At 42.7% G+C, this 13,263-nt stretch carries 11 protein-coding genes and 1 pseudogene; 3 read left to right on the top strand and 9 right to left on the bottom strand.

Features of this window, described 5'->3' with window-relative positions:
* Positions 1 to 8 precede the first annotated feature (8 nt).
* Together aceE and pdhR are read right to left on the bottom strand one after the other, a co-directional pair.
* A complete protein-coding gene (aceE, locus tag ACH784_RS04545; protein ID WP_404393811.1) occupies positions 9 to 2,675 on the bottom strand; it encodes a pyruvate dehydrogenase (acetyl-transferring), homodimeric type in 2,667 nt (888 codons plus the stop codon).
* A gap of 51 nt (positions 2,676 to 2,726) precedes the next feature.
* Positions 2,727 to 3,485, bottom strand: coding sequence for a pyruvate dehydrogenase complex transcriptional repressor PdhR (pdhR, locus tag ACH784_RS04540; RefSeq protein ID WP_138567073.1), 759 nt, complete (start codon positions 3,483 to 3,485; stop codon positions 2,727 to 2,729).
* Between the two features lie 365 nt (positions 3,486 to 3,850).
* Here pdhR and ACH784_RS04535 point away from each other — a divergent pair, with 365 nt between their 5' ends.
* Complete coding sequence (locus ACH784_RS04535; protein WP_404393810.1) at positions 3,851 to 5,140, top strand: MFS transporter; 1,290 nt, start codon at positions 3,851 to 3,853, stop codon at positions 5,138 to 5,140.
* A gap of 14 nt (positions 5,141 to 5,154) precedes the next feature.
* Here ACH784_RS04535 and ACH784_RS04530 read toward each other — a convergent pair whose 3' ends face one another.
* The 5 genes and pseudogenes from ACH784_RS04530 to speA form a co-directional block, all read right to left on the bottom strand.
* Positions 5,155 to 5,916: a transporter substrate-binding domain-containing protein gene (locus tag ACH784_RS04530; protein WP_404393809.1), complete on the bottom strand. Its 762-nt coding sequence runs from the start codon at positions 5,914 to 5,916 to the stop codon at positions 5,155 to 5,157.
* 86 nt (positions 5,917 to 6,002) lie between these two features.
* Positions 6,003 to 6,326, bottom strand: coding sequence for a response regulator (locus ACH784_RS04525; RefSeq protein WP_404393808.1), 324 nt, complete (start codon positions 6,324 to 6,326; stop codon positions 6,003 to 6,005).
* Positions 6,257 to 6,658, bottom strand: a complete 402-nt coding sequence (locus ACH784_RS04520) for an MASE1 domain-containing protein (RefSeq protein WP_404393807.1) — start codon at positions 6,656 to 6,658, stop codon at positions 6,257 to 6,259. Before ACH784_RS04520 ends, ACH784_RS04525 begins: the two co-directional genes overlap by 70 nt.
* 234 nt (positions 6,659 to 6,892) lie before the next feature.
* Positions 6,893 to 7,825 (bottom strand): agmatinase, encoded by a 933-nt coding sequence (speB, locus tag ACH784_RS04515; RefSeq protein WP_404393806.1) that lies wholly within the window; start codon positions 7,823 to 7,825, stop codon positions 6,893 to 6,895.
* Between the two features lie 10 nt (positions 7,826 to 7,835).
* A pseudogene (gene speA / locus ACH784_RS04510) lies at positions 7,836 to 9,749 on the bottom strand (biosynthetic arginine decarboxylase).
* Positions 9,750 to 9,966: 217 nt separating this feature from the next.
* Here speA and ACH784_RS04505 point away from each other — a divergent pair.
* Positions 9,967 to 10,761, top strand: coding sequence for an RMD1 family protein (locus tag ACH784_RS04505; RefSeq protein ID WP_404393805.1), 795 nt, complete (start codon positions 9,967 to 9,969; stop codon positions 10,759 to 10,761).
* Between the two features lie 57 nt (positions 10,762 to 10,818).
* On the opposite strand, the gene serB is transcribed toward ACH784_RS04505, so the two are convergent.
* On the bottom strand, positions 10,819 to 11,829 hold the full coding sequence (gene serB, locus ACH784_RS04500; protein ID WP_404393804.1) for a phosphoserine phosphatase SerB: 1,011 nt from the start codon (positions 11,827 to 11,829) through the stop codon (positions 10,819 to 10,821).
* Between the two features lie 65 nt (positions 11,830 to 11,894).
* On the opposite strand from serB, the gene ACH784_RS04495 reads away from it, so the two are divergent.
* The gene (locus ACH784_RS04495) at positions 11,895 to 12,524 is read left to right on the top strand and encodes an AhpA/YtjB family protein (RefSeq protein WP_404393803.1); all 630 of its coding nucleotides are present in this window, start codon (positions 11,895 to 11,897) and stop codon (positions 12,522 to 12,524) included.
* Here the strand turns inward: ACH784_RS04495 and ACH784_RS04490 are convergent.
* Complete coding sequence (locus ACH784_RS04490; RefSeq protein ID WP_404393802.1) at positions 12,491 to 13,255, bottom strand: TatD family hydrolase; 765 nt, start codon at positions 13,253 to 13,255, stop codon at positions 12,491 to 12,493. The genes ACH784_RS04495 and ACH784_RS04490 overlap by 34 nt on opposite strands.
* Between the last annotated feature and the right edge of the window lie 8 nt (positions 13,256 to 13,263).

Genomic DNA, 13,263 nt, shown 5'->3' with positions numbered 1-13,263 from the left:
TCTGCCTCTTATGCGTATAGTGGGTTAGTTTTCGTTGTGTCGATATCAAATTTCTTGATAGCGTCAGCAACAACTGATGCGTCAACTTTACCTTGCTTAACAAGCTCTGTAAGTGCAGCGACTACTACGTAACCTGCATTTACTTCGAAGTGACGACGTAAGTTTTCACGGCTGTCTGAACGACCGTAACCATCAGTACCAAGTACTTTGTACGATGCGCTTGGCATGTATGCACGTACTTGCTCTGCATAGTTTTTCATATAGTCAGTTGCAGCAATTGCTGGAGACTCACCTAATACAGTTGTGATGTAAGGTACTTTTGCATCGCTTGTTGGGTTAAGCATGTTGAAACGCTCAACGTCTTGACCGTCGCGCGCAAGCTCATTGAATGAGGTTACTGAGAATACGTCAGAACCGATACCATATTCTTCGCTTAGGATCTGACCTGCTTTACGTACTTCGTTTAAGATAGTACCTGAACCCATTAGCTGAACGTGTGCTTTGTCACCAGCGTTGTCTTCAAGCTTATAAATACCCTTACGAATACCTTCTTCCGCACCTTCTGGCATTGCAGGTTGTGCGTAGTTCTCATTCATTAGAGTTAGGTAGTAGAACACGTTTTCTTGCTCTGGACCGTACATGCGACGAATACCGTCTTGTAGGATTACCGCGACTTCAAATACGAATGTTGGGTCGTAAGAAATACAGTTAGGAATAGTACCCGCTTGAATGTGCGAGTGACCGTCTTCGTGCTGTAGACCTTCACCGTTAAGGGTTGTACGACCAGCCGTTGCACCTAGTAAGAAACCACGCGCTTGTTGGTCACCCGCCATCCACGCCATGTCGCCAACACGTTGGAAACCGAACATAGAGTAGTAGATGTAGAATGGGATCATCGGCAGATCATTTGTCGAGTATGATGTTGCTGCAGCAACCCATGAAGACATTGCACCTAGCTCGTTGATACCTTCTTGAAGTACCTGACCTGATGTTGCTTCTTTGTAGTAAGAAACGATATCACGGTCTTGAGGCGTGTAGTTCTGGCCATGCGGGTTATAAATACCGATTTGACGGAATAAACCTTCCATACCAAAGGTACGTGCTTCATCCGCAATGATAGGTACGATGTTTTTACCTACGCCTTTATCTTTTAATAAGATATTTAGCGCACGTACATAACCCATAGTCGTAGAGATATCACGCTTTTGCTCTTCTAGAAGTGGCTTAAATTGCTCTAGCGTTGGAATTTCTAGTGCTTGCGTGAAGTTAGGTAAACGCTGTGGCGTGTAACCGTGTAGTGCTTTACGACGCGCATGTAAGTATTCGTACTCTGCAGAGCCTTCTTCAAGCTTCAAGTATGGTAGGTCTTTGATTTGCTCGTCAGATACCAAGTCTTCAAGGCCAAGACGTGAACGAAGGTGTTCAACGTGCGTCATGTCCATTTTCTTAACTTGGTGCGCAATGTTTTTACCTTCAGCTGCTTCACCCATGCCGTAACCTTTAACCGTTTTAGCTAGGATTACAGTAGGACGGCCTTTTGTCTCTTGCGCTGCTTTGTAAGCTGCGAAAAGCTTAGACGTATCGTGACCACCACGCTTAAGCGCGAAGATCTCGTCATCAGTCATATCTGCAACAAGTGCTGCAGTTTCCGGGTAACGACCAAAGAAGTGTTCACGCACGTAAGCACCGTCTTTTGACTTGTAAGTCTGGTAATCACCGTCGATTGTTTCGTTCATAAGCTGTAAAAGCTTACCTGAGGTGTCTTTCGCAAGAAGTAGATCCCAGCCAGAACCCCAAACTACTTTAATGACGTTCCAGCCAGCACCTTTAAATAGACCTTCAAGCTCTTGAATGATCTTACCGTTACCCATTACTGGGCCGTCTAGGCGCTGAAGGTTACAGTTAATTAGGTAACATAGGTTATCTAGCTTCTCACGCGCAGCGAAAGAAATTGCACCACGTGATTCTGGTTCATCCATCTCACCGTCACCTAAGAACGCATAAACGCGCTGCTCATTAGTCTCTTTTAGACCACGACCTTCTAGGTACTTAAGGAAACGTGCTTGGTAGATTGATGCAATTGGACCTAGACCCATAGATACAGTTGGGAACTGCCAGAACTCAGGCATCAACTTCGGGTGTGGGTATGAAGAGATACCTTTACCATCTACTTCTTGACGGAAGTTATCTAGTTGCTCTTCTGTTAAACGACCTTCTAGGAAAGCACGTGCGTAGATACCGGGTGAAATGTGACCTTGGTAATAAACTAAATCACCACCGTCTTTTTCGTTTGGTGCACGGAAGAAGTGGTTGAAACACATCTCATAGAATGCAGCCGAAGACTGGTAAGACGCCATGTGGCCGCCTAGCTCTAAGTCTTTCTTAGACGCACGTAAAACGATCATGATCGCATTCCAACGAACAATTGAACGAATACGACGTTCAATTGTTGTGTCACCTGGGTATGCAGGTTCTTGATCTGCTGGAATAGTATTTACATAGTTTGTAGTAATACCTGTTGGCATATCAACGCCATCAAGACGAGCTTGTTCTAGTACTTGCTCTAATAGGTATTGAGCGCGTTCAACGCCCTCTTCTTTTACTACAGACTCAAGCGCTTGTAACCACTCTTGGGTTTCTAACGCGTCTACGTCAATTTTATTGACTTCAGACATATGGAGTGTTCCTTATGTTTAAAATACGAATTTAATTACTTCTGGTTAATCTTAACGAACTCGATTGTTACTGGTACGTCTTAAACTACGTGCGATCCGCGAACGTTCTTTGTCCGCTTCAAGTAATGCTTCTTCAATAAACGCTAAGTGCGCGTTACTGGCTAATCGTGCTTGCTCTGGATTGCCTTCTATAACAGCATCCATCAACAATTTACGGTGCTCAGCAAGCTGTTCACTGACGTCGTTCTTCTGCACCAAAACTTGTAAGTTTTGTAATACATTTTGCTCCAGCAAAGACTGCATGCCTTTAACGAGGTGTAGTAGCACCACGTTATGTGATGCTTCAGCCACTGCAAAATGAAATGCATTGATTGCTTGTGCTTTTTGCTCTAGGTCCCCGTGCACATCGGCGATATTGTCGAAACTTTGCTGAACTTTCTCAAAGTCAGTGTCAGTTCCGCGAAGCGCTGCATAATATGCCGCGATCCCTTCTAGTGCATGACGAAACTCCAGTAAATCAAATTGTGATTCTGGATGCTTACTGATCAAGTCAAACAGCGGATCAGTGAGCCCCTGTTCTAATTGATTCTTTACATACGTTCCGCCGCCTTGACGACGTGTCACGAGTCCTTTTGCCTCAAGCTTCTGAATTGCTTCTCGAAGAGAAGGTCGTGAAACCTCAAACTGCTTCGCAAGCTCCCTTTCTGGAGGCAACTTTTCACCTGGCATTAAAGAGCCCTCAAGGATCATATTCTCAAGTTGCTCTAAAATAACATCGGATAATTTTGCTGCTTTTATCTTTAAAGACATTGATCAAACGCCGAATTTAAGCATGTTGAAAAGACCATCTAACATCTCATTGCTAGGTAATCTTAACCAAAAGGTAAATTGGTAATACCAAATTTGCGCATTACACTATCAAAAACCCGCGATACTGTCAAAATTCTGCACGGTTTAACCACAGCTTTTCTACAACCAAAGTCTAAACTTTATACAACTTTAGGAAAAACCACAGTACAAATTAAAGTGGTCTGACCATTAGCGTTTTTTTATTATGCCACCAGCTTGGTGTACCAAAATTTAAAGCGATCATTTTTACTTAACTGACGTATTGTGGTTAAGTTAAAAAAGAAACGAGTATTTAGAAGTGTCGGCAAGGAGATTGAGGAATATAAATGAAAAACTATAAAGACAACCTCTTTAAGCTACTCAGTAATGAAGAAGATGCCAGGGCCTGTAAGCCACTTGATGATTCTGCCTGTAAAGTCGTCCCTCATAACTTCATATTGACGCTATTTAGCCAGCTGTTTAGCCAATTTGCTGATGCATTGCTCAATCCAAAAGTGACTTTGCCTTGGCTACTACAAAGCTTACAAGTGCCCGCTGTTTTTATTTCGTGGCTGGTGCCGATACGAGAATCTGGCTCACTGTTACCTCAGCTTGCTATTGCAAGTTTCATCAGAAAACTACCACTACGAAAGTGGGTATGGGTATTTGGCTCCCTGACTCAAGCCTTATGCATGATGTCATTGATTGCGATAAGCTTTACTTTAAGCGGTTATGAAGCGGGTATTGCTATTATTGGCACGCTCATTATCTTCTCTTTGGCCAGAGGTTTTAACTCAATTGCCGCCAAAGACGTACTGGGCAAAACCATTCCTAAAACACAAAGAGGCAATTTAAGTGGCTTAACCGCTAGTTTATCTGGCTTAGCAACAGTGTTGTTTGGGCTGTTTTTCATATTTTCAGACAGTCAACAAGATCAAACTATCTTATGGGCATTAGGTTTAGCTGCTGTTATGTGGTTATTAGCAGCCTTGAGTTATGGGCAAATAAACGAATATAAAGGCGCGACTGATGGCGGAAAAAACGGCTTAAAAGCAGCGTTAAGCAAGTTTCGGATGATTTATGAAGATAGCAACTTTGCGCTATTTTTACTGACGCGTACATTGCTACTTTGCTCAGCTTTGAGCGCCCCGTTTTACATAGTACTTGCCTCAGAGCAAGCATTCGATTTTGCTGTTCTGGCGATATTTATGCTGGTATCTGGCGCTGCTAGTTTAGTTTCAGCACCAATCTGGGGGCGCTTAAGTGACTTATCGAGTAAACGTGTCATGGCGTTAAGTTCTGCCCTGGTGGCAATAAATGCAGTCACCCTTTATGTTGCGCATGTATTTACACCTCAGATTTTTAGCTCCGTTTGGTTTTTACCACTGCTGTATTTTATCTTGAGTGTGGCACATCAGGGTGTGCGTTTAGGCCGTAAAACTTATCTAGTGAATTTAGCCGAGGGCAATAAAAGAACCGACTATGTTGCAGTGGGCAATACGTTTACTGGAGTTGTACTGTTGATATTGGGAAGTGCTGGCTTGTTAGCAGAGCAGCTAGGGGCGCTCTCACTTATCCTGATGTTCAGCAGCCTGTCATTGTTGGCAATTATCAGTTCATATTTTTTGAAAGATTAAAGTAGAAACACTCCTTACTCACTCAGTTTTAGCTGCCACTTTTCAAGCAACGAAGGGTAAATGGGCGAAACTTTCACCTTTTGTAAAGCGTGTTTTAATCTTGAGATAAGATCCGAATGCAAACGATGATTGGCAACAAAATGCAGTTCATTAGGAAAATCACTTAACTTCAACTTTTTCTCTATCTGCGTCGGATCTAACCCAATACTCTGCAACTCTTTTTCAAGGTGCAAAGTATTGGTTAGTACCAAATCTGTCCGATTTTTATAAAGCATCTGCAGTAAGCTAGCAGGTTCAGGGGCAAGAACTAAGTTATAGTCTGTAGAAAAACCCGCTTGTTGTAAGAAAGATTGGCTGTAATACCCCCTCACAGTACTCACTCTGAAGTCTTGTGCACTTTTTAAATTGGTTAAATTAAACTTTTTACTTTTTAGTCCAATTAAATAAGCATGGGCATAAAAAACAGTGCCTAAAAATTCAAACTCACTTGTTCGTTTTGGCGTTTTTAAAAGCGACATCATTAAGGTATTTTCGTCAGTTCGAAGCTCCTTAAAAGCGCGAGCTTGCGGCATAATTTCGACGCGCCCTTTACATTGGCATTCGAGTAATACCGCTTCGACCAAGTCGACTAAAAAACCTTGCGGGTGTTTTGCATCGTCAATGAAATGTAATGGATAGAGATCTTCGGCGACAAAACGCAACTCGCTTTCAGAGCGCACCTCAAAAGCACTTATGCTCATAAATAATAAAAATGAATAGAATGCCAGATGTTTCATACAGCCTTTACTCAGCATTGTGTGAAAAAACAACATAACCTAAATTGCAGGCGCTTTGCCAGCCTTCTAGCATGACAAAGTCAAAATTAGCATTTTAAGGTACTTAAACACTGTTTAAGCTTTTCAATGGTAAGGGGCTTTGCAACATGTATCGTAAAGCCCGACGCTAAAGCCTTTTCTCTACTATCAGTATCCGCATCGGCTGTTAAAGCAAAAACAGGTAAGGTTGCGAATTGCTTTACTAAGCGAAGTTGTTTGACCGCTTCATAGCCATCTAAAACAGGCATTTGACAGTCCATAAAAACTACGTCAAAAGCATTTTTTTCAATGGCTTCTAGCGCTAACTGACCATTTTCAATACAAACTTCAAAATACTGAGTTGATGCTTTGCCCTTAAGGGATCTCCCCAACGCAATAACAGCCAGCTACCTATATACGCCTGACTGGTTGCGCCCAGCGCGATGAGGATATTTTGCCCGGCTCGCTCAAGCGTAGACGCATTAGTGATGTAATCAGGCGTGGCAGAAAAATTATATAAAAAAGTCCCCAGTAAAGTGATAACAGCAAATGTGCGACCAAATAAATAACACCCAGCTAAGGCGAGCCCTGCAGGCAACCAGATTGGGATCACTTGTACGTAGAATGTAAATTTTGATAGGCCAAAACCTACACAAACAAATATGAGAGATAGAAAAACTAACAGGCGCTTATCGTTATTTAAAACCTGTCCATTTTCACCCATGAAAATGTCTCACCTTTTTAAGAGGAGCTATTTCAACCCGACACTGATATCGATTCAATCAGGTGAATTACTTAATTTTTAATCGGCTTTTTATTGAAGATAAGTGTAGATGGAGATCTGATCTTAGGCGAGAAATATTGCCAAAGTATTTAATTAAAACCTCAACTTAAACAAAGCCCGAATTTAATCGGGCTACTAATTTTTTAAGTAACTAAACTGCACATTAATTGCGAATTAAGCATGGTTTAATTTGTGCTTATAAGTCCATAAATGCAGTAGCTCTAGCGCAATACTTGCCCCTGCTAATGCAGTTACTTCTGAGTTGTCGTATGCTGGCGCTACTTCGACCACATCCATGCCAACTAGATTAAGACCCTTTAACGCTCTTAAAATATTTAAGACCTTATCAGTGGTTAAGCCACCGCATACTGGCGTACCTGTACCTGGTGCAAAAGCAGGATCGAGCGCATCAATATCAAAAGTTAAGTAAACCGGTAAATCTCCTACTGTGTTTGTGATAATTTCAGCAATTGCATTGGCGCTTAATTCATTACCCTGCTGACCATCAATTACAGTGAAACCATGATCTGCTTCGCTGTAATTGGTTCTGATCCCCACTTGTACTGAGCGATGTTTATCGATCAAACCTTCATTTGGCGCATGGAAAAACATGGTGCCATGATCATAGGCACTGCCATTCGAGTAAGTGTCGGTATGAGCATCAAAGTGCACCAGTGCCATTTTGCCAAATTTCTTTGCATGTGCGCGCAACAGCGGCAAAGTCACGAAATGATCGCCGCCAAAACTTAGCATACTCTTACCTTGCTCAAGAATACTCGTCGCCGCCGCTTCTACTTTTTCGGTAAAATCGCTGCTATCGCCCGACATATAAGTTAAGTCACCTGCGTCTACCACATTACAGTGTTCATTAAGCGCAAATTGCCAAGGATAACGGGTATCTTCCCAAGCCAAATTCGTCGAGGCTTTACGCATCGCGTCAGGGCCCATTCTCGCGCCTGAGCGTCCTGATGTTGCCATATCATAAGGCAACCCCAATACCACCACATCGGCTTCAACAGTGAGCGGGTTTAAAACCAAAGGACGACGCATAAAAGTCATGGCATTGCCAAACAACATGCAATTATCTTTTTCAAACACAGTATGCATTTCGTTACCTTTATACATCTTCTAAATAGGTATAACCTTTTAAGCCCATGTCTAGCTCAGCCAGTACATGTGCGCGCTCTGATTCTGGTAATTTGTTTTCTGCCAATTGGGCAAACGCTTGTCTAAATTCGTTGGCATCTAAGTGAACATAACGCAGCATGTCTTCTACGCTATCACCTTCGTTAATCTCAACAATATGACTTTGCCCTTGCTCGTCCATGGTCACAACCACACTGTGCGTATCACCAAATAGGTTGTGCATATCACCTAAAATTTCTTGATACGCACCGACTAAGAAGAAGCCCATTAAGTAAGGACTGTCTGCTTGCCAATTTGGCACTGGCAAAGTGGTCTCTATGCCTTGACCGTCAACGTACTGATCAACGGTGCCATCAGAATCACAGGTGATATCGAGTAATACCGCTCTGCGCTCTGGTTGCGCAGCTAATCCAGATAAAGGCATAACCGGGAACACCTGATCGATACCCCATGCATCTGGTAATGATTGAAATAGCGAGAAGTTCACAAAAAACTTATCGGCTAGTCGCTCACTCAGCTCATCCATGATCGGGCGATGGAAACGGTTTTTGCTATCGAGTAACTGCTTTAACTCATAGTTAATACGTAGCGATAACTGCTCAGCCCATGCTCTTTGTTCTAGGTTAAGTAAGCCCATTGCAAATTGCGCATGCACTTCTGCCAAGTCGCTCATGCAATCGTGATAGATTTCGATAAGCGCGCGCTCATCAACACGATTATTGAGTTGTAACCATGAGTGCCACATATTTTTTAATAGTTGAGGCGCTTGCTCATCAGGCGACGCCACTGTTTCGACTTGGTAAGATTCAGTGCCAATCACATTGGTGATCAAAACCGCATGGTGCGCTGTTAACGCGCGACCCGACTCCGAAATAATCATCGGCATAGGCTGTTCATACTGCTTACACACATCGCCGATTGTGTACACGATGTTATTGGCGTATTCAGCAAGCGAGTAATTCATCGAATTACTTGACTGACTGCGTGTGCCGTCGTAGTCAATCGCTAAACCACCGCCCACATCCATACAGGTTAAGTTTGCGCCTAAACGACGTAGCTCACAGTAAAAACGTGCCGCTTCACTGACACCTGTACGAACATCACGAATGTTCGCCATTTGTGAACCTAAGTGGAAATGTACGAGCTGTAATGTGCTTTGCATGTCTTTGGCTTTTAACTGCGACAATACGCTCAGCACTTGCGAAGCCGACAAACCAAATTTTGATTTTTCGCCACCACTTGCCTGCCATTTACCCTTGCCTTGAGATGCTAAACGCACACGAATACCTAAGCGTGGTGTCACGCCAAGTTTGTAGGCTTCTTCTAGCACCATCTCTAGCTCAGAACGCTTTTCGAGTACGATATTCACTTTGTGGCCTAGCTTTTCACCGATCAAAGCAAGACGAATGTACTCGCGATCTTTGTAACCATTACACACAATCACAGAGCTGACTTTTTGTGCCATCGCCAGTACCGCTAATAGCTCAGCTTTACTGCCCGCTTCTAGACCAAGCTGCTTCTCACTTTGCTCAGCTTGACTGGCTAAAATCTCTTCAACCACTTCACGTTGTTGGTTTACTTTTATTGGATAAACCAATAGGTACTTTTCTTCATAACCGTAAGAGGCAATGGCACGATTAAATGCATTACATAAGCTATGTACACGATGGTGTAAAATTTGTGGAAATCTAACCAAAGCTGGTAAAGATAACCCGCGCTGCTGAATTTGTTCGGCAATGTTAGATAAACTCACCGCGTGGTTAGGGTTTGCCGTATCTGGCGACACAGTTAACTCACCTTAGTCGTTTATATCAAAGTACCCTTGGCTCCAATGTGGTACGTTGTAACTTGCGCGAACTTGCTCAATCGCTGAGTTGTCTTTCATTTCTACCCTTAAAAAAATCAATGTATAGGACTGGCTTAATTGCGCGCATTTAACGGTATGACCCCCCTCAAGTCCAACTGTTATTTTTTGTCGTCACGACAATAAAATAAATCACTAAAAACCTCTGCTTACTATTTCTATTGCATAAATTTCAGTCTATAAATGCGCGAGAAAAGAAGCGCCATTTTGGCCAAGTCTTTGACGATGGAGTCAAGCAATGTCTGAGCAAACTCAGTTAGAAAATCGTTTGGTAATTACCTTACTAGGGCACAGTATTGATAAAGAAAAAGCCCAAATTAAATTAGTCGATCATTATGGTGCCAAACAAATAAAAGACGCCTATGGGCTAACCCTTGGTAAAAAACAAGCGTGGCTTTTTGATTATGCGGTTTTAGTGTGTTGGAACTTTAACCAAGATGAATTAAGTAAACTCATTGCTAAAATAGAAGACTTAGTAATTGAGCCTATTCATAGGCCGAGTATTGAACATTACATTTATAAGCAGACAGATACTGACTCTTTCTATATAAAAGATGATTGCCTCTATTTAGACAATACCGACAGTATGACTAAACTGGCGCTCAGTCATGCCTTTGCACAATCAGCTAAATTAGAGTTTTTTGAAGAGCAAGCACAAACTGTGATCAACGATAACGCTTACTTGTCTGAAACTCTAGCTGAAACAGGTATCGTGCCTCTTACTCGCAAGCAACTCGCTAAGTTAAGAGGCGCGTTATTTAAAACCAGTACAGATATTAACTTGCATTTTAACTTGCTCGATACGCCAGAATTTTTTTGGGACAACCCTAACCTTGAAGGGCTTTATCAGCAATTAAGTAAGTACTTAGACTTTTTACCACGCATTCAAATTTTACAGAAAAAGCTCGATACCATTCATACGCTACTGGATATGCTCAGCACTGAGCAAAACCATAAACACTCTGCTTTTTTAGAGTGGGTGATCATCGTCTTAATTGCCGTTGATATTTTGGTCTACTTTTTTGAGCCATAAAACTAAAAAACCACCGATATCGGTGGTTTTGCATTTTTCTCGCTAAGTCTTCTGCACTTATTTTGGTAGCGCAATAAAATACAACAGCTGTATTAGTGAGCCATGACAAATGGCTGCATCGGCATTTTCAACCACTTTTGGTTTGCCGTGAATGGCCACCCCTGTTCCCGCTTCTGCCATCATCACTAAATCATTGGCACCATCACCAATGGCAATGGTTTGCTGTTTCGCTAAACCAAGCTGCGTGCGCGTCTTAGCTAAAATGTCAGCCTTTTTCTGAGCATCGACCACACCGCCTAGTACTTTACCTGTTAAACGCGCATCTTTTATTTCCAGCTCATTGGCATAAAAAGCATCTAGCGACAGTGGTGCTTGCAGTGCTTCTGCAAACCAAGTGAAGCCACCTGATGCGAGTACTAGCTGCCAGTTATGAGCTTTTAGTGTGTGACACAGGTCTTGAATGCCTTCCATCAGCGGTAAGTTATCTTTAAGCTGTTGGATCAAAGACAGTTCAATGCCTTCAAGTTTCGCCACACGCTGATACAAACTTTCACTAAAGCCCAATTGACCCGCCATTGCCATAGCAGTCACACTGGCAACCTCGTCATAAACATTGGCTAAACGTGCTATTTCATCAATACACTCAATTTCTATCGCCGTAGAGTCCATATCCATTATAAGTAAACCAGGCTGGCTCAAACTGGCTGGTTTTGATAAATAAGCACCTTCAAAACCGTGCTCAGCGGCAAAACTGCGCAGCTGGTTTTTATATGTTTTTAAGTCATCAAACTGTGCTTTAACGTTAAACGCTAACGCGGGTGCTAATTGCGCTGTAGGTTGATATAGGCTTACCAGATTGATATTAGCTTCGCCAATAAACTCAATGGCATATTGCAAAAATTGTGTGTTCGCTTGGGCACCAAAAAACACGATAAAATCTTCACCTAATTGTGATGACTCAGACCCTTGCTCGACTAAGTGATCATTTTCAATCTGATACCATTTTGCTAAGGTGCATAAATCAGTGAGTGGAAGTTGCGGTGTAAGGTTAAAGCGAATACCAGCCATTGTGAGCTCCAAATTTAGTAACAATGCATTTGTAACATCATTCCAAAAGGCTGTCAGCACTCAATATGGATACTATGAAAAATACACAAGCACTTGATTTGATAACGTCTTCGAAAAACCGACGCTTGATACGTTTAGTCATTGCTGCCGCTTGCTTTATCACACTGACTTGGATTGCCTTTAATACCAGTTTTCGCTCTCACCAACTGTTACATAATCAAGCGCATCAAGCAGCACGAAGTTTGGCACAGCAAACAGCATGGAACGCCAGCTTTGCAATGCAAAGCCAAGCACTCGATGAGTTAGAAAAACTGACCAAGAACTTGGCCAAAGACCCCTACGTGTTGGGCGCTGCGATTTATGACCATCAAGGGCAACTCTTAACTAAAAGTGAAGGATTTCAAGCCGAGCCACTCAATCAAGGCATTGCTAAACAATTACCAGGGATCAGCAAATTAAAAGATGCCATCGTGCTGCCCATTCTTGATGCGGACGACAAGCCCCTTGGCTTTGTAAATATGGTGTATTTAACCCAAGATGCCATGAGTGAAAGTCACCATCACTTTCACGAGCTCGGTCGTATGGTGTTGCTAATGTTGATCATTACCTGTGTATTCACTTGGCAATTAGGGCGCGCGTTAAAACGTTGGGAAGTAAAGCGTCAAATCTTGAAAAGCGAACAAGACGACGCATAAACCTGCTCAGTAATCTCAAACTCTGACTCGCTACGAATTGCGACTAGGCAATCAAATACCGCTTTAAGACGTTCAGGTAGGTTCACCTGCCCTTGATAACCCGCAAGCGGCATAGAAGGCGCATCGGTCTCAAGCACTAAGCTATCGAGTGGCACTTGTGCCAAGGCTTGCTTGGTTTTGTTGGCACGTTCATACGTTATCGTGCCCCCCACGCCAAGTTTAAAGCCCAGTTTGATATACGCTTGCGCTTGCTGCAATGAACCACTAAAAGCATGGATCACCCCACCCCATTTTGGCTGTACTTGCTTAAATGCTTGCATGATCAAGTGATGGCTTTGCCTATGATGCACGATTAGCGGCAGCGACAAATAATTCGCAAGCTTAATATGCTCTACAAAAAGCGCTTGTTGCTTTTCAATATCTGCAATACTCGCATCAATACCACACTCACCAATCGCCACCAACTGCTCTCGATGTTCAATCGCCAACCTTTTCAGCTGTTCAAAATCACCGCCTTGATGCTCAGCCATAAAATACGGATGAAGACCGAAAGCAATATAAACACCAGGGTTGTGCTGTTTAAAACTCAGTAGAGTTTGGCTTTGCTTAAATGTGATCCCTGGTACAACAAAACCATGAATACCTAGCTGATTTGCTCGGTAAACATGGTTTTGAAAGTCGCCTTTAAACTCATCGAAGTCGAGGTGACAGTGGGTGTCTATGAATTGCATAAATGTAT

The organism is Pseudoalteromonas phenolica, assembly GCF_044788725.1.
Classification (GTDB): Bacteria; Pseudomonadota; Gammaproteobacteria; order Enterobacterales; family Alteromonadaceae; genus Pseudoalteromonas; species Pseudoalteromonas phenolica_C.
Note: the sequence above shows the minus strand (reverse complement) of the source record. Positions and strands in the feature narration are given on the sequence as shown.

Coding starts and splice junctions, on each gene's coding strand:
- aceE (WP_404393811.1), bottom strand. CDS start 2,675: ATGTCTGAAGTCAATAAAATTGACGTAGACGCGTTAGAAACCCAAGAG.
- pdhR (WP_138567073.1), bottom strand. CDS start 3,485: ATGTCTTTAAAGATAAAAGCAGCAAAATTATCCGATGTTATTTTAGAG.
- ACH784_RS04535 (WP_404393810.1), top strand. CDS start 3,851: ATGAAAAACTATAAAGACAACCTCTTTAAGCTACTCAGTAATGAAGAA.
- ACH784_RS04530 (WP_404393809.1), bottom strand. CDS start 5,916: ATGAAACATCTGGCATTCTATTCATTTTTATTATTTATGAGCATAAGT.
- ACH784_RS04520 (WP_404393807.1), bottom strand. CDS start 6,658: ATGGGTGAAAATGGACAGGTTTTAAATAACGATAAGCGCCTGTTAGTT.
- speB (WP_404393806.1), bottom strand. CDS start 7,825: ATGCATACTGTGTTTGAAAAAGATAATTGCATGTTGTTTGGCAATGCC.
- ACH784_RS04505 (WP_404393805.1), top strand. CDS start 9,967: ATGTCTGAGCAAACTCAGTTAGAAAATCGTTTGGTAATTACCTTACTA.
- serB (WP_404393804.1), bottom strand. CDS start 11,829: ATGGCTGGTATTCGCTTTAACCTTACACCGCAACTTCCACTCACTGAT.
- ACH784_RS04495 (WP_404393803.1), top strand. CDS start 11,895: ATGGATACTATGAAAAATACACAAGCACTTGATTTGATAACGTCTTCG.
- ACH784_RS04490 (WP_404393802.1), bottom strand. CDS start 13,255: ATGCAATTCATAGACACCCACTGTCACCTCGACTTCGATGAGTTTAAA.